The following is a 25,556-nucleotide window of genomic DNA, read 5'->3' as shown; positions in this document are numbered from 1 at the left end:
ACTACGCTTTATTTTTTAAGAGTAACTCTACTGTTTTTGATTTCAGGTTGTCCTGACCGGCAAGGTCTATTGGCCGCTGATCAAGATCGTTGGTGGCATTTACATCTGCTCCGTGTTCTATCAGCAGTTTTGCCTTGCGGTAAAGTTGCCTGGCCGCTTCCTGCTCATAGTTTACGTTGTAGGCACACACTTTATGAAGAAGGGTATTGCCTTCGTCATCCCGGCGGTCTACTTCTATCGCACCTGTTTCCAGCACTGCCTGTAAAACATCTGCGGAGTGTTCCGCGATCCAGTCAAGCGCCGCTTTATCTTTTGCATAGTAAGGAGAGGTCTGGTAAATATCGGCGCCATCGCGGATCAATGCTTTCAAAAGCTGTACTTCTGATGGAGAGCCCTGCCTGCGCATACGCATAGCGCCACAAAAAACAGTTTCCCCGTTTTTGTTGGCAATATCGAAATCCACCGGAGCATAGGCGGCCAGCTTCTCATACCGTTCCGCATTACACACCTGGTGTACGATGGCCGCATAGAAAGCTGTTTCGCCGTCTTTTCCCGGTTGATTCAGGTCTGCGCCGTTTTGCAGGAATAAGTCGATATATTTTTCCTGCCATTTACTGATGGCCAGATGCAGCGGTGTTTCCTTTACGATATTTCCTGCATTGGGGTCTAATCCTTCGCCGATAAGGTATTCCAGGTAAGCCACGCCTTTATCTTCTTTGATCGCATATTCGCGGACGATCTTATACAGGTAGTTTTGATCGTAATTATCTTTGTAATGGACATTACAGCCTGCTGCTACCAGTATTTTAATATGTTCAATGGGAGCGGAGTTGTCAAAGGCAACACTTAACAGTGTTTTATCCTGGAGGGCATCGTTGATATTATCCAGTTTTCCAACGAAGGAAGTAAGAAAGTCCAGGTCTGCCGGCTCATTGCCCAGGTATCTGAACAGGCCGGGGAAGATGGTCTCCTCAAATTTTTCATACTCATAAATATCCGTTTCTATGATCCGGTCTTTTACCAGGGTATCGATGAGTTCAAAGGCTTTTGCCCTGATGAGGGTATCATAGATTTGTTTTTTGTCGTAAGATGACAGGTCTTTGGGTAATTTTTCACCTTGATCGATCCGTTCTTTTGCTGCTGACAGGTTGCCTCTCTTCAGTGCATCTGTCAGTGGGTTTACTTCGTACATAAGCCTGGTTTACTTTTTTTGGGTCCTTTGGCTCAATTTTCCTGCCAAATATACGATAGGATTGCTAATAGCAAAACATTGCGGGGGGTAATATCCGGCAGGAAGGTAATCCGGCAGCCGCATCATTAAAACATAGAAAATTGTTAATAATTGAGGCTATGCTTGCTTATGTTTCTATCCTGTCTTAGATTGAGATGGAAATGAGCAAATTTTTACAAAGGATATTTATATTGATAGTATTCGTCTCGCTTCACCTGGCATCCGCCGGGCAGGTGCGGGTCCGCGGCACTGTATACGACCGTACGGCCCGTTTCGGGATGGCGGGCGTAAGTGTGAAGAGTAACTCCGGGGCCGGCACTGTTACCGATTCGGCGGGTCATTACAGTATTATATTGCCTGCCAGTGATTCTATCAGTTTCTCCTACCAGGGGAAAGCCACTATGAAATTTGCCGTAAAAGAGATCCCGGTTAACCGCACGTTCGACATGAGCCTGCATGTAGATATTCATTCTTTACGTGAGGTAGAAGTATCCGCTGCGCGTCCGCGCAGCTACGGGCAGGATTCCGCGGAGTTCCGCAATGAATACCGCAAAGTGTTCGACTATTCGCCGGAGTACCTTACCAGTGGCGGCAGCGGAATGGGCGTGGGTATTAGCCTGGATGCGCTTTTCAGCATGAAAAAAATTAAGCGGATGGAGAACTTCAGGCGTTTCCTGGAGCGGGAAGAACGGGAAAAGTACATTGATCACCGTTTTAATAAAGCGCTGGTAAAGAAGATCACGGGGCTGCAATCGCCGGCGCTGGAGGTTTTTATGGTGGAATACAGACCCAGCTATGAACTGCTGCTGAGTTTTGAAACAGAATACCTGTATTATAAATATCTCAAAGAGTGTGGTAAATATTTTTCCGAAAAATGGGAAATAGAACATCCGGTTAACAAAAGCCGCAGGAATAATATACTCTTTCAATAATGGGCTACAGCTAACATTGTTAGCCGTAGCCCTGTAACTATCTTATTCATATCCATTCTTCAGCACCAGCACCGCTCCGGGAACCGCTGTGAGAGAAAGGAATCCATCTTCCGAACTATTTACTACAAATCCTTTATTGCTGGCAGCAAAGAAAGTTTTAAACGGCAGCTTTAAGCGGGTTTGTCCGCCTTTTTCCGCAACAATCTTTACTTCATCCACCTGATTGCCCTCTTTCCTTGCACTTACCAGGAAAGCGCCTTCTGCGCGCAATTGCTCAAATGATACATTGTTCCACGCGGCAGGTATGGCGGGCATGATCTCTATAAAGCCGGCATAGCTTTGCAGCAGCATTTCCTGTAGTCCTGCGGCAAAGGCGAAGTTACCTTCCAGCGTAAAAGGACGGTACTGGAATTTTGAAAGCCCTGATCTGGTTTGATCGCCGTTCAGGTGAAAGCTGTTCACAGAGCAGAAGGCGCGGGCAAAGGTTTGAAGGTCTTTCGCAGCTCCGGCGCCATCTTTCGCGCGTGCTTTGAGATTGCCCATCCACGCATAGGAGTAGCCGCACCAGTAGTCTGGCCCGATACTGTCGGCCAGGTGTATCGTGTTTTTGATAATCGTTTGTGCTTTGGCGCCGTCTTCCCATTTGATCAGCCCCAGCGGGTGAATGGCCATCATGTGGGAGAAGTGGCGGTGCGATTGATTATACGACATGCCGGGGGCAAACATCAGTTCATTGCCGGGAGAGAGGGCGAAGTCGCCAAACTCCGAAAGTATTTTATTCCAGTGTGCGGCCTCGTTGCTCAATCCAAGTACGGTGGCCAGTTCTGCGGCTTTGCTGAAAGTAAATTTCATCAGCGCCAGGTCGTAGTTGGTGTTTTGGAGGAACCAGGCATCCAGGCTATTGTCGTTTATTTCGGGGCTTGAACTTATTTTCAGTTTTCGGCGCCCGTTGTTGTCTTTAACGGTAATATTTTCCAGGAAGGCCCCGGCGCCTTTTATCCAGGGGTAGGCCTTTGTTTTCAGGAATTGCTTATCCATGCTGTAACGCCATTGCAGGTAGTAGTGTTGGGCCAGCCAGGACGAAACGGTGGGAGAGAGCGAGTACTGGATCCATCCGCCCATTTCAGTGCCATCCAGCGTAGTAACGCCTGGTACAGCAAGACCGTCAGCGCCAAAATACATTTTGGTATAGCGCAGGTAATTTGCTTTGTTGGCTTCGAGGTGATTAATATACCCCATTGCTTCATCGAGGTGATTGGCGCTGTAGGAGGGCCAGTAACTGAGCTGGGTGTTGAGATCGTGGTGGTAGTCGCCTTTCCAGGGCGCAATGCGGCCGTTGTCGGCGGTCCACACAGCCTGGAGGGAAATGGGCGGCGCATTTTTTCTGGCGGCGGCGCCAAACTTATATTGTTCGAGGTACCATTGTTTTTCGAGTAAGGTATCCGGTACATGAATAGCGGATTGATGCCAGAAGCGTTGCCACCAGCTGCTATGCGTGGCCAGTTCTTTGTTGAAATCATTGGCAGCAGCTTTGGCCGTTACCTTTGCGGCCAGTTCATTCACCGGTTTACCTGGATATTGTGAAGAAATACTCCATACGCCTTCTATGGTGGTAGCGTTTATTTTCTTCCAGCGCACATTGATTTCATATTTAAATCCGCCCCAGCCTTCCTGTTGATAGGTAATGCTGTTGCCGGTTTGCCGGATGCTGCCCTGTTTGTAACCAAGCCGGGACAGGTCGTCGCCGCCCACCGGGTCCGCTATATTTTTCACGATGCCCTGGTATTGAGGCGCCAGCAGCTGCGGCGCAAAATCAGCGTTTACATTTTCAAAACGAAACCAGCCCAGCGGCTTTACAGCATCTACAAAAGTTTTCATGCGTGCGCCACCGGCCCATGTAACTTCACATAATGCGTTGGAAAGGGTAAGATGAACAGATTGTACGGCGCCCCAGTTCCTGGTGTCAAATTCCAGCGCACCTCCGGGGATTTTTGAAGGCGCGGCTTCCTGGTCGTAAGGTGCATCCAGGTATTGTTGTACGGGCTTGTAGTCTTTTTTATTAACCTGGTCTATCACCCATTGGTAGCTGAATTCTTTGCGATGCAGTCCTTTCATGGGGCGCATATCCCAGAGGTCGGCCCTGTCCAGTGAAAGTCTCAGGTGATCGCCTTTTTGCCAGATCAGCGCACCCAGTAAACCATTGCCAAGTGGTATGGCTTCATCCCAACGGGCAGCCAGTTGATTAAATTGCAGGTCATGTTGGGAAGATTGACCGGCGCTCGTCAACGCCAGCAGGGAAAGCGACAGTGCCGCAAAGAGTTTGTTCATCTGTTCTGTTTAAAACGAGGATACTATAGCACAAACAATTTAATACTTTAAACGAAAAAAGCAAAGCGCCTTTATTATGAGGGCGCTTTGCTTTTTATATCTGCAGATGATAAGTTTACACTTCTGAACTGTCGATCACGGGGGCGCCCGCTATTTTCTCCATAACCGATGCCGGTAAATAAGGGCGGCCTCCGGATGCCGGGATACAGGTGCCTGTAAAAACCGCTTTGGTCATCACCTTTCCATTGAGGAGGATAGATTGCCTGAAATGCAGTCGCGGCCCGCCGGATGGATCAGCAAACAACGTACAGGTAACTGTGAACTGATCTCCCTTCTTCAGTGATCTTAAAAACTGGATCTTATAGCCTGATAAAACCATATAAACACCATTCCTCGCCTGTTCCTCAAAATCAAAACCGAGTATTTCCCGGATATAGTCGTGGCGGCAATACTCCATGTAGAACGGATAATACAGCCCATCCATAATATCCTGTACATCGATATGCTCTTCTTTTGCAACGTATTCCTTTGTGTATTCCATTATCTGTTTAAATTTAGTTATTTTACAACGGCGCATTCAACGCGCTGTTACCCGCCCAAAATAGTATTAAATTGTGAATCATAAATAATGATGACCATATTGAAATTGAAATCCTTTTTACTCATTGTATTGTTAACCGCCATCCTCAACACTGCCGGCGCGCAAACCGATAAATGGACCGGCATCTGGAAAGCAGCCCTTCACCCCTGGGGAAACCAGACACCTATCACCATGCAACTGCATATTGGCGAGGCACAGCAGGGTGTGCTGTACCCGGCGGTGATCACCTTGCAATACGGAAAGTTTACGGGCATCTATGAACTGCTGCTGGCAAAGAAAAACGACGGACAGTTAGGAATAGGCCGCAACAAATATCCGTTGCAGGAAACACCGTATAAGCTCGGCATCTGGATGTGGTACCTCAATGGTACAATGGATTACAAGGATAACAGTATTTCGCTGAACCGCATGTGGATTAACAAAGCCAGCTTCTGGATGCGCGGATTGGATGACGACGACGAAATTTATGAACAGTCCAAAGTGGCCCTGCGCGACTTCCTGTACCGCGGAGATTTTAAACTGACAAAGGCCGGGAATAAGCCATTGCCCGATTCCAGCGTGCAGCGGATCATGCACCCGGAAACGAGCCAGATCTATTTTGGTATTTACGACAGCATCGTGGCGAAAGACAGTGAGATCCCCCTGGAGATAGAAGATCAGGAGAAATATGATGAAGATACTATTACGCTTCTCCACAACGGCAACACGATCTTCGCCAGGGAACAGATCAATGATCATAACCGCCACCTGAAAGCGCGGCTGGACACCGGCCGGAACTACTTTATTCTTTTTGCAGATAACTACGGCGGGCTTCCGCCCAATACCGGCCGTATTCGTACTACCATTAACGGTAGACCGTATGGATTTGATTTCAGCGACCGCTCCAATGCCTGGGCCACCTTCCTGGTAGCAAATATTTATCGCTCTTCTGCTGATAATAATACAGACACCCTTACCAGTAACGTGATCAAAAGAACAGCGGTGCCTGTAGCCACTATACCGGTTCGCACTGCTGATATTATTTTAGAACTGAAAGATACCCGGATGCAGGACGGCGACAGCATTTCGCTGCGGTTGAACGGCCAGTGGGTGGTTACCGGCTTCCCTGTAAAAAAAGCTATACAGCAAATTACTATCCGGCTGCAGCCGGGTGAGAACATACTATTGTTTACCGCAGATAACCTGGGTTCCATTCCTCCTAACACGGCGGAGTTGCGTATACGGTTTGGGAAAGAATCAAAAACGCTGAACCTTAGCACTGATATGAAAAGGAATAACGAAATCCGGCTGGTACTGGAGTAAATGTAATTCGCATCAGACGGATTTCATCTATCCATCTACACCATATCAGCATATATTGTGGCCAGCCTGGTATGGGTGTTCCAAAACGGGGGAGGTGTTACGCCTTCGAGGTTGGCGATTAAAATATCCAGGTGTGTATGCCATCCACCGCCCACGCTGCTGCGGGTTTTTACGTCGTCGGCCAGGTTGCGGTGCGTAAGCGTTAATAGCACGCGGTCATCTTTTTCAGATAACTCCATCGTAACTTCTGATCCGCCTTCCCAGGTGAATACCAGCAGTCGTAGTGGTTCCACCTTTAATACCGTGCCTGTAAAATGATGACCATCTTTCATGTCGCGGTATTTTTCAGGAATATTATCCGGAAGCGGGCTAAGCTCCTGGTGAAGAAAATGCAGATGAACACTGCCTCCTTCAAATAAGTCCATTTCCCCGCTGGCAAGCCATTTGCCGCGTTTTTCGGATTCGGTGAGATAGGCCCATACTTTTTCAATGGGACCGGGCAAATTGCGCTCAAAGCGAATGGCGCCGGGAGAGATGATCTGTCCTGTTTTTTCCATGTCCTTTAGTTTAGAAGGGTGAAAATTATTTTAGTGTGCAGCTACACCTTTTGGAAGCTTGCCATTGTGTAATATTTTAGAAGGAGTAAACAGCTATGATTCGGGTTCGTCCAATAGTTGTTCCAGTTTATCCAGCCGGCTGGTCCAGAACCGGCGGTATTGTGCGGCCCACTGTTCCACTTCTTTCAATGCTTTAAAACTGGCGGTGCAATGCCTTTCTCTTCCTTGTTTTACGATGATCACCAGTCCGCATTCCGTGAGGATGCGCATATGTTTTGATATGGCCGGCTGGCTCATGTTGAAGTTGTCCGCTACCGTGTTGAGGGTAAGCGTTTGCTGAGCCAGCAAGCCTATAATAGCGCGCCTCGTAGGGTCCGCGATGGCCTGGAACACATCTCTTCTTGCTTTCATAATACTAAACCAAATGGTTTAGTAAAAGTATATATAACCATTCGGTTTAGCAAATATTTTTTTTCCGGCGAAGGGTAAGGGCACAAAAAAGGTGGCCGGTAAAGCCACCTTTCATTTTTTAGTTGTGTTTATTTTATTGTTGCAGGAAATGCCCCAGTGTATTCAGAAGTGCGCTGCGCCCGCCGCTTTCAGGGTCGGCCTTTTCAGCTACCTTCGGTGAAGTGCCATCTTCATCAAAGCTTATACGACCAGTACCCTCCTTGATAAAAATGCCGGTTCCGCCAAGACTGTTATCGACATTGATAATGGCTACCCGCACGTTTTTCAGGTCTTGTCCTTCTTTGGCGCCGGTAAAAACCAGGGCGAATACAGCGGAGTAAGTACCAATTGTCGCTTTCACTTTGCCATATACCGTAAAGTTGTTACCGGAGCCGGAAATAGCAGTGGCAATGCTGGTATCGGCGTAGCTGATGAAATTTTTACCGATAAGGTTGATGCTGTAATCTGTTGTACTCTGTTCCGAAAGAGATACTAACCCATCTCTGAAATATGTTCCGGGGCGGTCGCCCACAATATTACTGGTATCCAGTTTATGTGGTGCGATCTCATAGCGGCCTTCTACATTGGGTGGATTCACGCCCTGGTGAATATCCAGTCCCAATAGTTTTAAAGTGTCAAGATATTTTTGCGGAATGATGTCCGCAATTTTCTTTGTCAGGATTTCTTCATTGCTGGGGCCTTTTGCTTTTTCGTCCTTACTGCAGGAAAACAAAACAATGGAAATCAGGAAGCTAAAAGTAAGTATACGTTTCATAATTAAGATGATGGTTCCACTTGCAAAAGTACCCAGCACCTGGTTATGTTTATATACCCGGAAGCAGGTATTTTTAGTTCCGTGGTAAGGAGGCCGTCTTGCCGGATGAGATAAATGCCTGGTTACGCTGCGCGGCCATCCTGATCATGGGTTGCGACGGATCTATGCCGGTGATAAATACGGGCGCCGTTAGCATCTATCTTCCCCGGAAATTCTTGCTGTTGGCGGCTGCGCTAACCCAAAGGTAAGTGGTAACCTTTAGCATACTCCGGGTAAATCGAATACAAAGATGGATAGTTTTGCAATATCATCAGTAGCAAAAAAAATAAATCATGAAAAAGATATTAGAAATTGTTTCGAGCGCCCGGGGCGATGCATCCAACAGCACACAGCTGAGCAGCGCCATCATTGAAAAATTAAAGACGCAATACCCCGGCAGCACAGTAACCCAACGGGACCTCGTAAAGAAAAAATATCCGCACCTGGAAGAATCACATCTCACTGCGTTTTTCGCTCCTCCGGGAAACGAAAGCGAAGCATATAAAGCGGCTGTACAGCACTCTGATGAAGCCATCGCGGAACTGGAAGCTGCCGACATTATTGTGATTGGTGTACCTATCTATAATTTTAGCATCCCCTCTGCGCTGAAAGCCTGGATTGATCATGTTGTACGCGCCGGCAGAACATTCAGCTATGGTGGCGGTCATCCCGAAGGGTTATTAAAAAATAAAAAAGTATACCTGGCCATTGCATCCGGCGGCGTTTTTTCTGAAGGTCCGTTGAAAGCAATGGATTATGCAGCACCTTATCTGAAATGGATATTTGGATTTATTGGTCTGCACGACGTTACCACCTTCCGTGTGGAAGGCCTAAGTTCGCCGGAGTTCGGCGCAACAGCTTTGCAGAAAGGATTGGAAAGTGTAGTTGTCTGATAACAAACCAATAAAAAATGCGGCCGGCAGTTATTCCATCTGCCGGTCGCATTATTTTATTTAGTTAATTCGGGTTGCGGTGCTTTCCATTCGCCATTCAGCAGCGCATGCTCTGGACCATAAATTCTGATGATGTAATAAAATGAGCCGGTGGGTGTTGGCAGCCAGTTGGATACTTTATCTTTTGAAGGCGCTTCATGTTGCAGGTACAACGTGAGATCCCCGTTGGGTTCATATTTGAGGCCCGCGGTACGGTCGCCGATGGAGTACCTGTTGATCGGGTTTTTTACAAGGAAACGGCTGGGTAATTCATACAGCGTAACACTCCAGAAATATTTACTGGGAGGTGTTTCGCCTTTCGGAAAGCGTAAGGTATAATTATTTTTTCCTTCGAGGAAGTTACCGGCTTTGTCTGACCTGTTGCCGATATAAACAGCTTCCTCTTTAGTATTGCCAAATAAACCTCCCGCGGCGCCCAATGCCCGTTTGAAATAATCCCCCTTTAACATATTCCTGGTGCCGAACAGATCGGAGGCATCGGTGATTTTATTGGAACCTTCTTCGACCTCTTTCGCTGCACTTTTTACCCCTTCATTTATAGCCGCCAGTATAGCAGGAGAGAAGGCAACGCTGTCGAATGGCTTACCTGCCTGTACGCCAATCCTGGCAAATCTTTCCAGCACTTCTTTTTCTTCCGGAACAGGCGCGGTATACTGGAGCAGGTTATTCAGCAATCCGATAAATGCATAAGAACCCATTGCAACCGAATTGTACACGGGCATCGGTAGCCCATATTTCTTCGCAGGTGGCGCCGGTTGTTTGGTGTATTCATGCAGCGGGATAATCTTAAATCCATCCTGTATTTTTTTTACGTTGGCAATATCATTAGGCGCCATTTTGAGTTCTGTTCTTCCGAGTAAGGTAACAAGACTTGTTTCAGAAGAAATAACGCCGCTGATGCCTTCCGGCTTATCTGGTTGCTGCCCCGGGCCTGTTATTAAATATCTGCCGGCCCCGTCGCCAGTGGTTCTGCTGCCAATATAACCGAAGTTGAACGTATACAGGTCTACCAGTTGTAATGCGTAATACCTTTTGTCTGTAACAGCCGGTACTTCTATGATCATAGGTTCATCGCTCAGATCAAGAATGGCCCAGGAGTAAGGCGTGTCGTTATTCGGCGTAACTACGGCTGTATCGCTGTAGGTAAAACTTTTCGCATAGTTCCTGAACATATTAAATCCGCCGATATAGTCCGGGTAACTTTTATCCATTGCATAGAGATACATTGTCCGGTAATTGGTAGACATCGGAAATGCATAAATCCAGGCATCATGTGCAATGGCCCTGGCAGAGTCTTCCGTGAGCTGGTTGCCGCCACCGTTATTTTTTCCGGCTTGTTGTACACAGGCGCTCATGATCAATAGCGTTGATAACAGGATAGAATATAGCAATCTCATATCTTTATATTTTTTTACATTAAAAAATAAAAATGACTGGTGATGAGGATTGCGTATTTATGCGAAGGAGTATAAAAAGGATATAACCAGTAACACCCGGAGAGGTATTTTGGTTTGATTGAAGTAAATTTATTTAAAATTCACCGCATGCTGTTTAAGCAGGGATACCTGGAAGGAATCAGTTCGGGAAAAGTATCGCTGGCTTTCCGTAAATGGAAGAAGCCGGCGGTGAACAAAGGCAGCCTGATCAATACCAATACCGGAAATTTTTAAGGCAAGAATTTATGTTATATGAAAATTACGTACTTATACGTAGAATGTGGTAGATAGGAATCATAACTTACCTGAAATTTCAATGAATAGATTGAATACCTGTAATGCTTAATGGTGGATTGTTTATGAAGAATGGTAAATGTAGTTTACCGGTATGTTGATAGCGTATTTTCCGCAGGATGATTTTTAAAAAAGGATAATTTCAGAAGATGTACTGAAGATGCTTGCTGGTATTGTGTTCTGTGATGTACTGATGTAAAATACAGTTGTACGAAAATTACATCTTAAAAAAATATTTATTTCCGAATTAAAAAATGTTCTTTAACTTAGTTAACAAGAACGTTTTGAAAGACATAGAAGAGACAGGTAATTGAACCCCAAATTTACTGAACCCCAAATCCCCTCGTCATTCGTGATAAGTAACGCGCTTACATTGATACGTGATCATTTGCAGGCATTCTTTGCGCTCAGAGGATTCCCTGCCAATAGTGTGATCGTTGAAAACATTGGTTTGCTGGAAACAACGCATGCCAATAACTTCAATGGTAATGTTATTATCTCCCTTGTAAATGTGGAAGAGGAGAGTACGCTTAAAAACAGCAAAGCGTATACCACCTGGCCGGATAACCGCGCCCGGTACCAGCATCCGCCGGTATACCTCAACCTGTACGTACTATTCACTGCCGTGCTTTTTGGAGACGCCACACACGACTACTATGAAGAAGCACTGCACCGGCTATCGGCTGTGATCAGTTTTTTCCAGGCACAGAAAACTTTCAGGAATGCCGACGGCTCGCTGGATCTCACCCTGGAATTGTACACACTTACATTTGAACAGATTAACCACCTGTGGGCATCACTCGGCGGACGCCAGGTCCCCTTTGTGATGTATAAGGTACGACTCGTTGCTATCACGGAAAACGCTGTACTCAGAGTAGTACCGCTGATAGAGGAAATCGAAGACACACAACACCCTACTTCTTAAAGTTTTTATGTCTGTTATTTACAAGATATTGTTTGAAGTGCAGTTGCTGCACGAATATTATCTGCAAAACAGTAAAGGGATTTCCTTTTTTGAGCAGACAACCGATCAGCAACGTGCAGATTTCCTGATGGAAAAGCTGCGGCAGGACCAGTACCGGCTCCTCCGCGACTGGGACATTCAACCATTGCCGGCCACCGCTGTGCTGATGAAAAACTATCACCTCCGGTTACTGCCTACTGCTACAGGTTTCAAAGGAGCCATAGAAGTAAAGAAGGTAATGCAGGGCGCCACCCTCGCGTACACTCCTTTTGTGCAGATCCCGCCGGATACCGCCTTCCGGTTTGCGATTGTACCACGGAATGCAGGCGCACTGGCCTTTACCAGCATGCGGATGCGCCGCGCATTACCAGCGCAGTATTATTTCTCCAACGACAACACCGGTAACACAAAAACATTTCCATCGCTTTCTGTTCCGGTGCCCGTAAATGATAATACCCGGCAATATGAACAGGGAGAACTGGCTAAAGTAGGCGCCGATGTATCGGAATATCTCAACAAACCCGGTACGCCCGCCAACGATCCTTCGCAGTGGCGTAAGATCAAAGGCAACGGTTTTGTACATGAAGGCGACCGGTCGTTACTGCCGTTCTCTTTCCAGTATTTCTTTCCGCCCACCACACCAGTGACCGCCGGAACCGCTGTGCTGGAAAGTATTGCAGGCAGTACGACTTTACAACAGTCCTTTACTGCTACCAGTATTTTATCACAGGTAAAACTGGACTTCTCCGGGCCGCTGCCGGATAAAACCCTGCCCGGTGACGGCTGGTATAACCTCAAAGTAACCGGCGATAACAACTTCAGCGCGCAACACCTGGTGTATGTAAGCCGCAACGAAATGTACAGGGCGGGCAATATCGGTGTGGTGGACCTCCGCGTAAATACAGCCGGTGGCGACTTTGCCATGCTGGATGCCGACGGCGCCCTCAAAACAAAACTGCAACAGAACGGTACAAAAATCCCGCACACGATTTATGAATTGCGTTTCAGAAGCAGGAATTCCTATTGGCGCTATTCACCCCAACACGGGCAAACACTGGTGTTCAGTAACCATGCCAACACACTGCTCTCCGTAGCAGACGGCAACGGGGCTCGCACCACCAAAGAGCCCTGGCCGTTTTCTTTTAATAACCGGTTGTTCCCCGTTACAGAAAACAATATCACTAATTACGAACAACTGTTACCAAATCCACGTGGACTCTCCATTACCAGTGATGCCGATCAGCGGCTGTACGCAGATGTGGTAGTGCTGCTCTCAAAAATATTTCCGCAAGGGCCTTAAGTTCAGCGTATGATCTATTCAAACAACAATTAAAAACAGTTAAAACCCCAAACATATGGCAGAATATAAAACTCCCGGCGTCTACATCGAGGAGATCGTAAAATTTCCCCCCTCCATAGCCTCTGTTGAAACAGCTATTCCGGCGTTCATCGGCTATACGGAATCTGCTCAGAACAAAGTGCCAGGCGATCTGGTGATGGTTCCCACACGTATCACTTCTATGCTCGACTATAACCGCATCTTCGGCGGCCCGCAGCAGGAAGAAGAAAGCATTACGGTGAACATCGACAGCTCCCAGCCACAGGCAGTGATCAAAGCAGTGATAGATCCGTTAAAAGCAACCAAATACCTGATGGCATACCAGCTGCAGATGTTTTTCAACAATGGCGGCGGCCCATGCTACATCGTTTCTACAGGTGATTATAGCACCGGTGGCGTGATCTCGCTTTCTACGCTCACCGACGGACTGAACGCCGTAGAAAAGATCGATGAGGTAACGCTCCTCCTTTTCCCGGATGCCATCAACCTCACGGATGCAGCTTCTTATTACACGCTGCACAAATCAGCACTGGATCAGTGCAGCCTGCTGAAAGACCGCTTTACCGTTTTTGATATATGGATGGACCCCGCCATAGGCCCCGCTGAAAGCATCATTGATCATAACGTTACCCTGTTCAGAGATGCCGGTTTTGGGGAGATAGAAACCAAAAAATATGGCGCCGTTTATTTTCCGCGGGTAAATACCCAGCTCGCCTATGCATACGATGAAGCGACTGTACAAGTGGTGCAAACCGGTGGCGATGGCTCTCTTAACGGTACCCTCTCTGCATTGAAAGGTATCAACAACGCGTTTTATTACCAGGCATTAAATGCTATTACACAGATAAGAATGCTGCTGCCTTCTTCCGCCGCGGTAGTGGGCAAATATGCTGAAACAGATAACAGCCGCGGCGTATGGAAAGCGCCCGCCAACATCGGCATTGATTACGCTGTAAGCCCTGAAGTGATTGTTACCAAACGCGAACAGGACGATCTCAACGTGGATGTACGCGATGGTAAATCCGTCAACGTGATCCGGTTCTTCCCCGGCCGAGGTCCGGCTATCATCTGGGGCGCCCGCACACTGGCAGGTAACGACAACGAATGGCGTTACATCTCTGTTCGCCGTTTCTTCAACATGGTAGAAGAATCCGTGAAGAATGCCACCCAGCAGTTTGTGTTTGAGCCAAACGACCTGAATACCTGGGTACGCGTGAAATCTATGATAGAAAACTACCTCACGCAGCAATGGAAGGCCGGCGCACTAATGGGCACTACCACCAGGGAAGCCTATTTTGTAAAAGTTGGACTTGGCGAAACCATGACGGAGCTGGATGTATGGGAAGGACGTATGATCGTGGAGATTGGAATGGCAGTGGTACGCCCTGCAGAATTCATCATCCTGCGCTTCAGCCACAAAATGCTGCAGGAATCTTAATCCTTTTACATTCAGACCAAATAAACTGAATACTGTATGAACGCAATGAACCCCACCCAATCATCGGCCAGCAATGGCTGCGGTGACTCCACCAATAAAACGCAGCAATACATCGATAACAACAAACGCGGAATCTGCAGCGCCTTCTCAGATTCGCTGAATGTATTGCGTATGCGGGAAGGCGAGTACAAAGGTTATAAACCGGTGTACAAATACAAACAGTGTTTCTTCATCAAAGCAGAAGAAACCTGGCGCTTCTACCGCTCCATCGACCTGTGCGCTACATTACCCGCCCAGAAAGATGCGGACCTGATAAAAGACAAACTGAGCAAGGCAAACGACGTGAACAAAGCCGTGGCCGCCGCTCTCGCTATCGTTGCCAAAAACATCCAGGACGCCAAACAGAAGTTTGCCCTGCTGAGTGAAGCAGCCCATAAGCTGAACAACAAAGCAGAAGACAACTGCAATAAAGCACAGCGCGCCGCACTGGGTAAACTAAAAGCCGGCAGCAAAGATTTCAAAACCTGCTTCGATAACATCGTGGACGGCTCACAGGAAATGTACGCCTCTGAAGGCGGTTGCGGCGATGGCGAAACCGTTAGTATCAACAAGCTGCACTGCGCCATCGGCGACGTTTCCGGCATACAGTCGTTTACCAGCCTGGAAAACGTGATCGCCCTGCATAAAGATCTCGCAGACGCCATTAAAATCTTCCGCGATGATGTATTGCAGAATATCAAAACAGGAGAGGACGATCAGAAGAAAACCTACGGCGAACTGGGCGATGCAAAGATCCAGAAGGTAACGATCCGCGAAACACTCTGGTCTGCCAGAACACAGACACAGGGAATTGACGATATCCGCGAATTCCTTTGCACACTGCCCTGCGGCGATTTGCCCACTATCAAATCCATCTGCGAACAGGCACAGGGTAATTACTGCAACAACGGCAACGGCGGACTCTGTGATGACTGATTCCCGTCCGGCAGAAAATAAATATTCCTGATCACAAAAAATACTCACCATGAATTGCGATAAAGTGTATGACCCCTTTATAGAAAGTGAAGACTCCTGCTGCGCCACCATTCCCGGCGGCAACGAAACGGAGTGCGGCTGCGTGGACGACTGGAAAAAAGAACTGAAAGCAAAAGGCAGCCTGTATCAGCAGAAAGCAGCCGAAGCAGCCAAGAAAAAAGAAGAGCTGGCCCGCGCGCTCGACTGGCGCAATAAAGTAAAACTCTACTTCGATAACGTACAGAAAAGCGCCGAGAAAGCAGACGCCATCACCAGCAAAGTAAAAGTAGTGCTGGACATCCTGGAAAAACTCTGTAAAAGCACCGGTTTCTCTGTAACAGCTATTGAAATTCTCTTCTGCATGACCAAAGAGTTATATACAAAAGTGGATGAAGTGGCCGCCTGCTACAATAATATTTCCAAAGCCATCGACTGCTCCAACGACCAGGTGCTGAAGAAAGGCGGTATCACCGATGCCTGGGTGGACTATGGCAAAAAACTCCAGGACGTGATCACCATCGGCAATGATATTTTCAATAATATCGTGATTGCCCTGAAAGCTGCTACCATCCTGGATGAAACCATCTGCGAAAAGGACTATGGCATTAAATCGGCCATTGCCGGTATCGGCTGCATCTTTAATCCCACCGGCAACGGTAATACTGCCAATGGCGGTATCAAATCCGGGGAAGATGACATGGAAATATGCTGCACCGATAAACTGGTATGCCCTGTATTCCCGCTCAAAAATGATCATTACTATACGCTTACCGAAAAGCACCTCACCAATGCCGATACCCGGCTGGCGGCCATTAAACCGGAATACGATAAAGTAAGCCAGGAAGCAAACCGCCTGCAGGCATGTACTGATAGTCTTACCAAAGCTATCAAACAGGCCCAGGACGCCAAAGCCTGTAAATAGTGGCGCCTGACCATTAAGCATTGTTCAAATTTTTATCATCTTTTAAATTTAAAGATATGCCCGCAAAAGGAACATACCCGTTACCCAAATTTCATTTCCTGGTAGAATGGGGGAAAGATGTACGACTGGGATTTACAGAAGTTTCCGGCCTCGACTTTGAAACAGAAGTGATCGAATACCGGGAAGGTAACAGCAAGAAATACAATAAAAGTAAACAGCCAGGGCTTACCAAATATGCCAACATCACTCTGAAACGCGGCATATTTGAAGGCGACTACGACTTCTATAAAGCCTGGCGCGAAACATACTACTTCCAGGAAGGTAACAAAGCCGGCAGCAAATACCGCCGCGATGTAACCATCAAGCTGCTCAATGAAAGCCATGAGCCGGTGATCACCTGGAAAGTACTGAACGCATGGCCTTCCAAAATAACCTCCACTGATCTGAAAGCAGATGCCAATGAAGTAGCCATTGAAACAATGGAACTGGTACACGAAGGGCTGGAGATCATGAACGTCGATTAACATGGCACAAGCAGTGATAAAGCCCGATAACTTCTGGCAAACGGTAGGCTTCCATTTCTCTGTCACCTTTTTTGGATTACCCAAAAACAGCGGTGGCAAAGATTCCGGCTCGGATCTCGATATCCGCTTTCAGAGCGTTACCGGTCTGGAAGCCAGCATCGGTACCGAGCAGGTAAAGGAAGGCGGGGAGAACAGGTTTGAGCACAACATCCCCGTACGGCGTACTTACTCGCCGCTGATACTTAAAAGGGGATTGCTCCGGCCGGCTGATTCTTCTTTGTCGTCCTGGTGCCGAAAGGCGCTGGAAGACCAGCAGATCAAGCCTTTGCAGCTGGTAAAGGTGGCGCTGCTGGATGAGGACCATAACATCCTCATGTACTGGAACCTCGCCTGGGTATGGCCCCGCAGCTGGAAGCTGGCGGAGTTGCACGCAGAACGCAGTGAAGTGCTGATAGAAACACTGGAACTGAACTATAACCGGTTTGAATTTAAAAACAGCTGAGTCATGCCCATAGAAATCCGTGAACTGATCATCAAAGCTGAAGTAGCGCCGGATAACGCCTCCGGCGGATCTGCCGGCAGCAATACAACAGCCGCCGGCGATGGCAGCCATGCAACAGAAGCAATGATCGCATTGTGCGTGGAAAAAGTATTACAGGCATTGAAAGAAAAAAATGAACGATGACAGACGCAAAAGTGGAAAAGATCTACATCCTCACGTATTCTGACAGGTTGCAGCAGCAACTGGATAAGAACCACAAATTTACCATCCCGGTAAATGCGGAAACTTATACCCGGTCGCTGAAAGTTGACTATGACATCCGCCGTGAGCCAGGCAGCCAGAAAACAGAAGCGCGTTTTATTTCTACCATCCCGGAAGAACTGAAGCTCGACTTTGTACTCGACGGTACCAACACCATAGAAGGATACGGTTATCCCGGTATGGACGTACAGGCGCAGGTAAAGCTGCTGTTGGATACCGTGTACTACATGGATGGGGAAACACACCGGCCACGTTTTCTGAAAGTGTTCTGGGGAAAGCAGATCGCATTCCCCTGCGTAATGTCGAACCTGGACCTGAACTATGTGCTGTTTAATGCAGACGGAAGCCCGCTCCGGGTAAAGGTCAGCGCTACCTTTCTCAACTACCGCGCAAGGGAAGCCAATGAAAGGGAGCAAAGCAAAGCATCGCCTGATCTTACACACCACCGCGTTTTTAAACAGGGCGACCGGCTGGATCTTTTCAGTTTCAAGATCTACCAGGAACCCAAATACATGTTACAGGTAGCCCGGCAAAATAACCTCACCTCTTTCAAAAGAGTACCGGTTGGCAAAGAGATCTATTTCCCTCCATTCGATAAAAGCGAAGTATCATGAACGAAACAGGAATACCCAATACTTCAGCACATGATGTAGCGAGTTACAACATCCTGTTGAACGGTACAGAGCCGTTGAATCCTGTGTACGAGGTGCTGTCGCTTACACTTACACAGGTGGTGAATAAAATCCCGGTGGCAAAGATCGTGTTACGCGACGGCGCCGCCGCCGACCAGGATTTCGCTATCAGCAATACCAGCGATCTCCTGCCCGGTACAAAACTCACCATCAAGATCGGTCGTGATGGCTCCAACAAAGTATTATTCAAAGGCGTAATCGTACACCAGGGCATCAAATTCCGCCAGGATGGCAACCCGGTGCTCACGGTGGAATGCCGCGATGAAACCGTGAAAATGGCCATCGGCAGGCATAGCCGGTATTATGAAAAAGTAAAGGACAGCGAGGTAATTGAACAGCTCATCAGGGGCTACAGCAGTTTAAGTGCAGAGGTGGAAGCCACCACGGTACAGCACAAAGAACTGGTACAACATCACAGCACCGACTGGGACTTCCTCCTGCTTCGTGCAGAAGCCAACGGTAAACTGGTGATCGCCGACCAGGGAAAGGTAAAGGTAAAGAAACCGGATACCACGGCATCGGCGGTATTACAGCTCACTTACGGCGCTTCCCTGATGGAACTGGAAGCTGAAATGGACGCCCGTTATCAGTGGAGTTCTGTACACGCCAGCGCCTGGGATTACACGGGTCAGCAGTTATACGAGGCAGAAACCTCTTCAGCCGATTATACGGAGCAGGGCAATGTTTCCGGCAGCACATTAGCGGGTGTAATCGGTTTACAACACTATGAACTGGCACACAGCGGCCGCCGCGCAGCAGAAGAGCTGCAGCAGCTCACCAATGCCGCCATGCTCAAAAGCAGGCTGGCAAAGATCCGCGGCAGGGCAAAGTTCCTCGGCTTCTCCGGCGTATCGCCCGGCGATATGGTTACGCTCCAGGGCATCGGCAACCGGTATAACGGCAATGCTTTTGTAACCGGTGTGCGGCATGAAGTAGCGCACGGCAGCTGGGATACGCATATCCAGTTCGGGATGGAACCCGACTGGCTCGCAGAAGCCTATAAGGATATTTCAGATATTCCCGCAGCAGGATTGCTGCCCGCTATCCACGGCCTGCAGATCGGTAAGGTGGTGCAGTTGCAGAATGATCCCGACGGCGAACACCGCATCCTGGTAAAGATCCCGGTGATAGATAACGCGGCGCGCGGCATCTGGGTGAGAGTAGCCAGTTTGGATGCAGGGAATAACCGCGGCGCTTTTTTCCGCCCGGAAATAGACGACGAAGTGATCGTGGGTTTTATCAACGATGACCCCCGCGATGCCATTGTGCTGGGAATGCTCAATAGCAGCGCAAAGCCGGCCCCCATCAATGCGCAGGACGCCAATGACGAAAAAGGATTTGTGACCAGGAGCGGCATGCGTATTCACTTCAACGACAATACGAAAACAATCACGATAGATACCCCCGCAGGAAACAGTATTACGATCGATGAAGCGTCCACCAGCATTAAACTGAAAGACCAGAACAGCAACACGGTAACGATGGATACTTCCGGTATCAAGCTGGAAAGCCCTATGAACGTGGAGTTGAAAGCAGGCGTAAACCTGGTGCTGTCGGCCGGCGCGGCCTTGTCCATAGGAGGCGCCAGTATATCCGCAGCAGCAGATGGCGCAGTAGAGCTGAAAGGAGCGATCGCAAAATTATCTTCACAGGGTATCACTGAAATAACAGGTTCTTTAGTAAAAATAAACTAGCCGGCAAACCCCAAAATGAACAACGATTGCCGGTCACTTAAATTGTTAATCTCATGCCTCCTGCAGCACGCATCAGCGACTTTCACACCTGCCCCCTGTTTTCAGGGCCGGTACCTCATGTAGGGGGCCCGGTGGTAGGGCCGGGCGTACCCACGGTGATGATTGCCGGTATCCCGGCAGCCGTAACCGGTGATATCTGCACCTGCGTAGGTCCGCCCGATGCTATCGTGAAAGGATCTGCCACCGTGATGATAGGAGGGCGGCCCGCCGCAAGAATGGGCGACCTCACCGCACACGGCGGCGTAATTGTGATGGGAGCCCCCACAGTAATTATTGGCGGATAAAAAATATCAGACACATGTTACAAAATGATCCCCGTTCATTCCTCGGTACCGGCTGGAAATTCCCGCCAACATTTGATCTGCAAAGCGGAGCAGTGGAACTGGTGAGTAATGAAGCCGATATCAAAGAAAGCCTGGACATCCTGCTGTCTACCAGTTTGGGAGAAAGAGTGATGCAACCCCGCTACGGATGCGATCTGCAGGACTATATTTTTGAACCGCTCAATGCAGCCATGATCGGCTTCCTGCGCGACCTGGTGGAAAATGCCATCCTCTTCTATGAACCACGCATCAAAGTGGAAGAAGTAGGCGTGGTAGCGATGGATAGCCCCGACCTGATAGAAGGAAGGTTTACTATCTCTATCGACTATACGATTGCCAGTACTAATTCAAGGTACAATTATGTGTATGATTTCTATTTGCTGGAAGCAGCGCAAAAACCCTGACCGGCGCCTCCGCTACAGGGTCATCAATTAATCAGTTAAATCATGATCGTACATCCTTTTCAATATGAACCAGGCATCAGTCAGCGCAACCGGCTACTACCGGCCCTGGATGCTGCCTCCGCACCGATAGACGGGAGAAAGCTCGCGGACCTGCTCCATTATTTCGTACAAATGGCGCCGCAGATCAATTATTACCAATACAAAGATGCCTACCTGATCAACGACTGGCAGCCTTTCTTCCGGAACAGCCTCCCTTTTCTGCTGGCACAACTGGCTAAAACAAATACCAGCCAGCTGAAAGATAATTTTGAAGGATATGTAAACCAGGTATATGAACGCCCCACAAAAGATACGCTTCAACTCCTGATCAATTTTTTATATGATGATGTAATTGTTCCCATTGCACAGTGGCAACTGGCTTTTCATGGTACAGGACTGCCAATGGAACGTAGTATAGAAGCCATTATACAGCAAAAGCTCCGTACGCCGCTGTCCCGGTTTATCCAGTTCACCAACGGCGCTGTGAAATGGTTTTGTGTTCGTCCCCTCGATCTTTCACAGATTAAAAATGAAGAGATCTGGGGCATCGATCCGCTGTTTGCCTACCTGGAGTGGAACGAAAGTTTTCATTACGCCGCCACCTCCCGCGAAAAAGCATTACTGCTGTTGCAGGCTTACCAGTCCATCTTTCAACCGTTCCTGGATGCCATTGCCGCTATCGCCGCACTGGCGCCGGACAGCATCGCAGAAAGCCTGCAACCATTGAATGAAGCCTATAAAAAGAATCATACACCACACCTGGGTCTGCTCTTTGCATTCCTGTACCTCTTCACACATGTACAGCAACAATTGAACGGGTTCACGCAAAAACATCTCGATTTCTTCTTTCAACAGGTATTAAAACTGGTACCCAAACCCCTCACGCCGGATAAGACGCACGTGGTGTTTGAAGTACAGCAACCCTTTCCCCAATACCTGCTCCCGAAAGGAACCGCCCTCCGCGATGGAAAAGATAAACTGAAAACAGATGTGCTCTTCCGGCTTGATGATGAAATAGTAGTAGACAATGCCGCCATCTCCAGCTTACTTACCCTGTATGTAAACCCGGTAACAGCATTCAAAAGAACGCTGACAGACGGGCCCCCGCTTTGTTATAAAAGGAATTTTATCGAAGGACTGTACATCACCACCAAAGCCAATATGGCGGATGGGGTGGATAAACCCTTCCAGGAAAATATGCCGAAGAACTGGTTTACCGCCGGTTCCCGCTACAGTAAATTTATTGCGCCGGGCAAAATACAACCGGCGCAGCATCCATATGCCCGCCTCGGATTCATGCTGGCTTCGCCGGTATTACTTCTGCAGGAAGGCGCCCGTAAAATCACGGTGGATATTGAATGCATCCTTTCTGAAAACTGCGATGACAATGTTTTGCTGCAGGACAGCGATTACTTCGATGCACTGCAAATTATCCTCAAAAATAAATACACCTGCCTGTCGGACGACCTGATTGCAAAAGCGGAAGAAATGGGTGTGGACGCCGCCACCATCACCATATTGCGGGATGCGCTTACTGATGTAAGATATGCTTCAGATGGTACACACGCGGTGTTAACGGACAACGGCGTAACCCCTGATTCGCCTTTAACGAACATCAACGCATTGCCGGCGGCAGTAAAAGAATTGTTTAAACCCCGCAGCGTATTGCAGCTGTTTTTCAGCGGTGCGGAAGACTGGATTGCTCCGCCAAAGCTGGCAGACATCTCCATTGTTACACAACCCGGTGGTTATAAATTGACACTGAAAGTGGAGCTCCCGCCGGAAGTGCCCGCGGTTACTTTTTATGATAAGAAAGCGCTCAGTGGCAACTACAATACTACGCTGCCCGTGTTACGCGTGGAAGTGGATCAGCAGGTGAAATTAAGTCTTGATGATATCCTGGTTGAAAAAGTAGGTGGCGATTGCGGTCAGTGTAAACTGGAACGCCAGCCAAAGAACACCGTAACCGCTATTGCGCTGTATCACTTCCTGCGCGACTTCCGCATAAAAAATGTATCCATCAAAGTGGATGTTTGCGGGGTTAAAAATGTGATCGTGCAAAATGATGAAACGGTGCAGGATGTTAACTCGCCTGTTTATCCCTTTGGTACCCGGCCTGCGCTGATTGATTTTGAAATACTGAAAGGTAAAAAGGAATTTTCTACCACTGCTAAAGGCCCCAGCTTCTACATTGGCTCTACAGAAATTTTCGGGAAGAAATGGGACAAGGTATATGTGAACATGAACTGGAAAGATAAACCGGCCAGTTTTGAAGCGTATTATGCCGGCTATGTCCAGGGCGGATTAGCAGAAGCCGACTTCAAGATTAATAAATATGTGTTGCAGGATGGAAAATGGTTTAAAGAGAATGCATCGGCAGAAGAATTATTTACCAAAAATGAGGATGTACCCTGTGATCCGCAGAAGGTATACGATTACTCCATCGCTTTCGATCAGCCGACTGCATTGGGTTTCAAAGATCAGTTCAGTCTTACCAGCGACAAGGTAACCCGGTACAACGCGGATACCCGTAACTACTTCGCTAAAATAACGCTCACCCGGCAGGACTTTATGCACAAAGATTATGCATTTGTACTGGCCCGCCAGATGACCGCCTTTAACCGCCTGCTGGATGATCCGAAAGATCCGAAGAACAGGATCGATACTGCCGCTTACTACAATTCAGTGGGCTCCCCGGTAGTGTTCAATTTGAAAGAACTGAAACAACTGGTACAGGATACTTATGCAGATGCTTTAAATCTCAATAAATATATTCAGGGCCCCAGTGGTCTTGATGGCAGGATTCCTTCTGATAGCATGTCGCCCCCCTGGGCCTGGACGCCTACACCGGCGGAAGCGTTAACGATCCGCTACATTTCCAGGGGCCCCAATCCCCCGGACTTCCCCTTACGTGGCGGCTTCTTCCAGGGCTTTGAAGGGCTCACCGAACTGGCAAAAGATATCAAGGAAAAGCTGGAGGACATCCAGGTTTCCGTGGTAGACACCAACACGCTGTCTGCCATCATCCCCAACGAACCCTGGACACCGGTGATCAGCCAGATCTCCATCGACTACAGCGCTACCGCTATCCGGGAAGATGTGCAGCTCCTGCACCTGTATCCTTTTGAAAATACGTTTAAGGAAGAAGTACTGGATGTCGAACCCTCGCTGTTACCGGTATTCTGCGACGAAGGCACTTTGTTCGTAGGGCTGGATCGTTTGCAGCCATACGGCAATCTGAATCTCTTATTCCAGCTGGCAGAAGCTACTGCTGATTCTGAATCGAAAAAAGCGGAAGTGGAATGGTTTTACCTGTGCAGCAATGTCTGGAAGCCGCTTCGCAAAGGATTCGAGGTACTCAATGATGATACCGACGGGTTAACCCGTTCCGGCATCATCAAAATAGCCGTGCCCGGCGATATTAATATAGTCAACACCGTTATGCCCGCCGGTACCTGGTGGCTGAAAGCCGTTATCCCCCAAAACGTGGCCGCCGTATGTGAAACCATCGGTGTGCATACGCAGGCCGCACTGGCCACTTTCACCGTGTTGCCGGAAAATGATCCGATGCGCCTGGGGGAAGTATTAAAGGCTGGCAGTATCACCAAACTGGCAGAAGCAGATGCGCATATCAAAACCGTTACACAGTTGTATGATGGCTTCAATGGGCGGCTGCCGGAAGCAGCGGGACATTTCTACGTACGCGTTAGCGAACAGCTGCGCCATAAAGGCCGCGCTATCCAGTCGTTTGATTATGAAAGACTGGTACTCGAAGAATTCCCGCAGCTGTATAAAGTGAAATGCGTAAACCATACGCTGGGCCTCGGCGCCAAAGTATACCAGCAAGACCTGGTAGCTGCCGGCGGCTATGTGGTGGTGGCGGTAATCCCCGATCTGCGCCAGCTTTCAGCGGGCAACCTGGTGGAACCCAAAGCGCCGTTAAGCCTGCTGGAAAAAATACACACCTTCCTCAAACAACGTTCATCTCCCTTTGTGCGGTTGAAGGTCACCAATCCAAGATATGAAAGAGTAATGGTCGATATCTCCATTCAATTATATAAAGGGAAAGATGAAAAATATTATACCGAAAAACTGAAAACAGACCTGCAGGAATTTTTCGCCCCCTGGGCGATAGGAAAACTGGATAAACTGTCGTTCGGACAAATCGTGCACCAGGCGGACGTAGTCAGGTTTGTGGAACAACTGGATTATGTAGACTACGTAGAGTGCCTCACCATGCAGCATGAGCTGGAAACAGCGCCATCGCAGCATATGGAACCGCATACGCCCCGCTCAATCCTGGTAAGCGGCAGCATCACCGTAAGCACGCAGAAGAACGCAGTGGTTTGCCCGGATGTGGTAACCCGCATCCCTGAACGGGAAACAGACTGTAATATCCCGGAACCCCTGATACCGCCATGTAATAATACACGGCCGGAATCACCTGAGGAGCCGCAGGGCCCTATCATCAATTAACTACAT

24 protein-coding genes are annotated in these 25,556 nt (G+C 48.3%); 17 read left to right on the top strand and 7 right to left on the bottom strand.

The genetic code is table 11. The annotated features are described in order from the left end of the window. Position 1: 1 nt before the first annotated feature. Positions 2–1,192: an ankyrin repeat domain-containing protein gene (locus tag ACMXI2_RS13890; protein WP_483782159.1), complete on the bottom strand. Its 1,191-nt coding sequence runs from the start codon at positions 1,190–1,192 to the stop codon at positions 2–4. Between the two features lie 230 nt (positions 1,193–1,422). Here ACMXI2_RS13890 and ACMXI2_RS13885 point away from each other — a divergent pair, with 230 nt between their 5' ends. Then, on the top strand, positions 1,423–2,163 hold the full coding sequence (locus ACMXI2_RS13885) for a peptidase associated/transthyretin-like domain-containing protein (RefSeq protein ID WP_483782158.1): 741 nt from the start codon (positions 1,423–1,425) through the stop codon (positions 2,161–2,163). Between the two features lie 42 nt (positions 2,164–2,205). Here the strand turns inward: ACMXI2_RS13885 and ACMXI2_RS13880 are convergent, their stop codons facing one another. Further along, entirely contained in the window at positions 2,206–4,491 is a 2,286-nt protein-coding gene (locus tag ACMXI2_RS13880) for a glycosyl hydrolase family 95 catalytic domain-containing protein (RefSeq protein ID WP_483782157.1), read from the bottom strand. Positions 4,492–4,606: 115 nt separating this feature from the next. After that, positions 4,607–5,032, bottom strand: a complete 426-nt coding sequence (locus tag ACMXI2_RS13875) for an acyl-CoA thioesterase (RefSeq protein WP_483782156.1) — start codon at positions 5,030–5,032, stop codon at positions 4,607–4,609. An 87-nt stretch (positions 5,033–5,119) separates the two neighbouring features. Between ACMXI2_RS13875 and ACMXI2_RS13870 the strand changes: the two genes are divergently transcribed. Further along, positions 5,120–6,394 carry a hypothetical protein gene (locus tag ACMXI2_RS13870; RefSeq protein WP_483782155.1) on the top strand — a complete coding sequence of 425 codons (1,275 nt, stop codon included), beginning with the start codon at positions 5,120–5,122 and terminating at the stop codon, positions 6,392–6,394. A gap of 35 nt (positions 6,395–6,429) precedes the next feature. Here the strand turns inward: ACMXI2_RS13870 and ACMXI2_RS13865 are convergent, their stop codons facing one another. From ACMXI2_RS13865 to ACMXI2_RS13855, 3 genes are all read right to left on the bottom strand, one after another. Further along, the gene (locus tag ACMXI2_RS13865; RefSeq protein ID WP_483782154.1) at positions 6,430–6,951 is read right to left on the bottom strand and encodes an SRPBCC family protein; all 522 of its coding nucleotides are present in this window, start codon (positions 6,949–6,951) and stop codon (positions 6,430–6,432) included. A gap of 93 nt (positions 6,952–7,044) precedes the next feature. Beyond that, positions 7,045–7,362 (bottom strand): ArsR/SmtB family transcription factor, encoded by a 318-nt coding sequence (locus ACMXI2_RS13860; RefSeq protein ID WP_483782153.1) that lies wholly within the window; start codon positions 7,360–7,362, stop codon positions 7,045–7,047. 133 nt (positions 7,363–7,495) lie between these two features. Beyond that, positions 7,496–8,176 (bottom strand): hypothetical protein, encoded by a 681-nt coding sequence (locus ACMXI2_RS13855; protein WP_483782152.1) that lies wholly within the window; start codon positions 8,174–8,176, stop codon positions 7,496–7,498. Positions 8,177–8,508: 332 nt separating this feature from the next. Here ACMXI2_RS13855 and ACMXI2_RS13850 point away from each other — a divergent pair, with 332 nt between their 5' ends. Next, positions 8,509–9,108, top strand: a complete 600-nt coding sequence (locus ACMXI2_RS13850; protein WP_483782151.1) for an FMN-dependent NADH-azoreductase — start codon at positions 8,509–8,511, stop codon at positions 9,106–9,108. A 56-nt stretch (positions 9,109–9,164) separates the two neighbouring features. Here the strand turns inward: ACMXI2_RS13850 and ACMXI2_RS13845 are convergent, their stop codons facing one another. Next, positions 9,165–10,565, bottom strand: a complete 1,401-nt coding sequence (locus tag ACMXI2_RS13845; RefSeq protein ID WP_483782150.1) for a DUF1254 domain-containing protein — start codon at positions 10,563–10,565, stop codon at positions 9,165–9,167. 147 nt (positions 10,566–10,712) lie between these two features. On the opposite strand from ACMXI2_RS13845, the gene ACMXI2_RS13840 reads away from it, so the two are divergent. The 14 genes from ACMXI2_RS13840 to ACMXI2_RS13775 all read left to right on the top strand — a co-directional run bounded on the left by ACMXI2_RS13840 (position 10,713) and on the right by ACMXI2_RS13775 (position 25,550). After that, positions 10,713–10,838, top strand: coding sequence for a hypothetical protein (locus ACMXI2_RS13840; RefSeq protein WP_483782149.1), 126 nt, complete (start codon positions 10,713–10,715; stop codon positions 10,836–10,838). Positions 10,839–11,250: 412 nt separating this feature from the next. Beyond that, complete coding sequence (locus tag ACMXI2_RS13835; protein ID WP_483782148.1) at positions 11,251–11,823, top strand: Pvc16 family protein; 573 nt, start codon at positions 11,251–11,253, stop codon at positions 11,821–11,823. Positions 11,824–11,830: 7 nt separating this feature from the next. Continuing rightward, positions 11,831–13,162 carry a hypothetical protein gene (locus ACMXI2_RS13830; RefSeq protein ID WP_483782147.1) on the top strand — a complete coding sequence of 444 codons (1,332 nt, stop codon included), beginning with the start codon at positions 11,831–11,833 and terminating at the stop codon, positions 13,160–13,162. Between the two features lie 55 nt (positions 13,163–13,217). Beyond that, the gene (locus tag ACMXI2_RS13825; RefSeq protein ID WP_483782146.1) at positions 13,218–14,639 is read left to right on the top strand and encodes a phage tail sheath family protein; all 1,422 of its coding nucleotides are present in this window, start codon (positions 13,218–13,220) and stop codon (positions 14,637–14,639) included. A gap of 36 nt (positions 14,640–14,675) precedes the next feature. After that, the gene (locus tag ACMXI2_RS13820; RefSeq protein ID WP_483782145.1) at positions 14,676–15,614 is read left to right on the top strand and encodes a hypothetical protein; all 939 of its coding nucleotides are present in this window, start codon (positions 14,676–14,678) and stop codon (positions 15,612–15,614) included. Between the two features lie 49 nt (positions 15,615–15,663). Next, positions 15,664–16,575: a hypothetical protein gene (locus tag ACMXI2_RS13815; protein WP_483782144.1), complete on the top strand. Its 912-nt coding sequence runs from the start codon at positions 15,664–15,666 to the stop codon at positions 16,573–16,575. A 56-nt stretch (positions 16,576–16,631) separates the two neighbouring features. Continuing rightward, a complete protein-coding gene (locus tag ACMXI2_RS13810) occupies positions 16,632–17,099 on the top strand; it encodes a phage tail protein (protein WP_079472171.1) in 468 nt (155 codons plus the stop codon). Between the two features lies 1 nt (position 17,100). After that, positions 17,101–17,601: a phage tail protein gene (locus ACMXI2_RS13805; RefSeq protein WP_483782143.1), complete on the top strand. Its 501-nt coding sequence runs from the start codon at positions 17,101–17,103 to the stop codon at positions 17,599–17,601. Between the two features lie 3 nt (positions 17,602–17,604). Beyond that, the gene (locus ACMXI2_RS13800; protein ID WP_429048341.1) at positions 17,605–17,784 is read left to right on the top strand and encodes a DUF5908 family protein; all 180 of its coding nucleotides are present in this window, start codon (positions 17,605–17,607) and stop codon (positions 17,782–17,784) included. Next, entirely contained in the window at positions 17,781–18,476 is a 696-nt protein-coding gene (locus ACMXI2_RS13795; RefSeq protein WP_079472168.1) for a CIS tube protein, read from the top strand. Before ACMXI2_RS13800 ends, ACMXI2_RS13795 begins: the two co-directional genes overlap by 4 nt. Next, positions 18,473–20,248 carry a type VI secretion system tip protein VgrG gene (gene vgrG / locus ACMXI2_RS13790; protein ID WP_483782142.1) on the top strand — a complete coding sequence of 592 codons (1,776 nt, stop codon included), beginning with the start codon at positions 18,473–18,475 and terminating at the stop codon, positions 20,246–20,248. Before ACMXI2_RS13795 ends, vgrG begins: the two co-directional genes overlap by 4 nt. A 53-nt stretch (positions 20,249–20,301) precedes the next feature. Further along, a complete protein-coding gene (locus tag ACMXI2_RS13785; RefSeq protein WP_079472166.1) occupies positions 20,302–20,592 on the top strand; it encodes a PAAR domain-containing protein in 291 nt (96 codons plus the stop codon). Positions 20,593–20,606: 14 nt separating this feature from the next. Further along, entirely contained in the window at positions 20,607–21,035 is a 429-nt protein-coding gene (locus ACMXI2_RS13780; protein ID WP_079472165.1) for a GPW/gp25 family protein, read from the top strand. A 42-nt stretch (positions 21,036–21,077) separates the two neighbouring features. Beyond that, positions 21,078–25,550 (top strand): hypothetical protein, encoded by a 4,473-nt coding sequence (locus tag ACMXI2_RS13775; protein WP_483782141.1) that lies wholly within the window; start codon positions 21,078–21,080, stop codon positions 25,548–25,550. The last annotated feature ends 6 nt before the right edge of the window (positions 25,551–25,556 follow it).

This window comes from Chitinophaga sp. G7 BAM 1005 (assembly GCF_057126945.1).
Note: the sequence above shows the minus strand (reverse complement) of the source record. Positions and strands in the feature narration are given on the sequence as shown.

Excerpts from the sequence above, each read along its gene's own strand:
- ACMXI2_RS13890 (WP_483782159.1), bottom strand. The coding sequence starts at position 1,192 with ATGTACGAAGTAAACCCACTGACAGATGCACTGAAGAGAGGCAACCTG.
- ACMXI2_RS13880 (WP_483782157.1), bottom strand. The coding sequence starts at position 4,491 with ATGAACAAACTCTTTGCGGCACTGTCGCTTTCCCTGCTGGCGTTGACG.
- ACMXI2_RS13875 (WP_483782156.1), bottom strand. The coding sequence starts at position 5,032 with ATGGAATACACAAAGGAATACGTTGCAAAAGAAGAGCATATCGATGTA.
- ACMXI2_RS13870 (WP_483782155.1), top strand. The coding sequence starts at position 5,120 with ATGATGACCATATTGAAATTGAAATCCTTTTTACTCATTGTATTGTTA.
- ACMXI2_RS13865 (WP_483782154.1), bottom strand. The coding sequence starts at position 6,951 with ATGGAAAAAACAGGACAGATCATCTCTCCCGGCGCCATTCGCTTTGAG.
- ACMXI2_RS13860 (WP_483782153.1), bottom strand. The coding sequence starts at position 7,362 with ATGAAAGCAAGAAGAGATGTGTTCCAGGCCATCGCGGACCCTACGAGG.
- ACMXI2_RS13855 (WP_483782152.1), bottom strand. The coding sequence starts at position 8,176 with ATGAAACGTATACTTACTTTTAGCTTCCTGATTTCCATTGTTTTGTTT.
- ACMXI2_RS13850 (WP_483782151.1), top strand. The coding sequence starts at position 8,509 with ATGAAAAAGATATTAGAAATTGTTTCGAGCGCCCGGGGCGATGCATCC.
- ACMXI2_RS13845 (WP_483782150.1), bottom strand. The coding sequence starts at position 10,565 with ATGAGATTGCTATATTCTATCCTGTTATCAACGCTATTGATCATGAGC.
- ACMXI2_RS13840 (WP_483782149.1), top strand. The coding sequence starts at position 10,713 with ATGCTGTTTAAGCAGGGATACCTGGAAGGAATCAGTTCGGGAAAAGTA.
- ACMXI2_RS13830 (WP_483782147.1), top strand. The coding sequence starts at position 11,831 with ATGTCTGTTATTTACAAGATATTGTTTGAAGTGCAGTTGCTGCACGAA.
- ACMXI2_RS13825 (WP_483782146.1), top strand. The coding sequence starts at position 13,218 with ATGGCAGAATATAAAACTCCCGGCGTCTACATCGAGGAGATCGTAAAA.
- ACMXI2_RS13820 (WP_483782145.1), top strand. The coding sequence starts at position 14,676 with ATGAACGCAATGAACCCCACCCAATCATCGGCCAGCAATGGCTGCGGT.
- ACMXI2_RS13815 (WP_483782144.1), top strand. The coding sequence starts at position 15,664 with ATGAATTGCGATAAAGTGTATGACCCCTTTATAGAAAGTGAAGACTCC.
- ACMXI2_RS13810 (WP_079472171.1), top strand. The coding sequence starts at position 16,632 with ATGCCCGCAAAAGGAACATACCCGTTACCCAAATTTCATTTCCTGGTA.
- ACMXI2_RS13805 (WP_483782143.1), top strand. The coding sequence starts at position 17,101 with ATGGCACAAGCAGTGATAAAGCCCGATAACTTCTGGCAAACGGTAGGC.
- ACMXI2_RS13800 (WP_429048341.1), top strand. The coding sequence starts at position 17,605 with ATGCCCATAGAAATCCGTGAACTGATCATCAAAGCTGAAGTAGCGCCG.
- ACMXI2_RS13795 (WP_079472168.1), top strand. The coding sequence starts at position 17,781 with ATGACAGACGCAAAAGTGGAAAAGATCTACATCCTCACGTATTCTGAC.
- vgrG (WP_483782142.1), top strand. The coding sequence starts at position 18,473 with ATGAACGAAACAGGAATACCCAATACTTCAGCACATGATGTAGCGAGT.
- ACMXI2_RS13785 (WP_079472166.1), top strand. The coding sequence starts at position 20,302 with ATGCCTCCTGCAGCACGCATCAGCGACTTTCACACCTGCCCCCTGTTT.
- ACMXI2_RS13780 (WP_079472165.1), top strand. The coding sequence starts at position 20,607 with ATGTTACAAAATGATCCCCGTTCATTCCTCGGTACCGGCTGGAAATTC.
- ACMXI2_RS13775 (WP_483782141.1), top strand. The coding sequence starts at position 21,078 with ATGATCGTACATCCTTTTCAATATGAACCAGGCATCAGTCAGCGCAAC.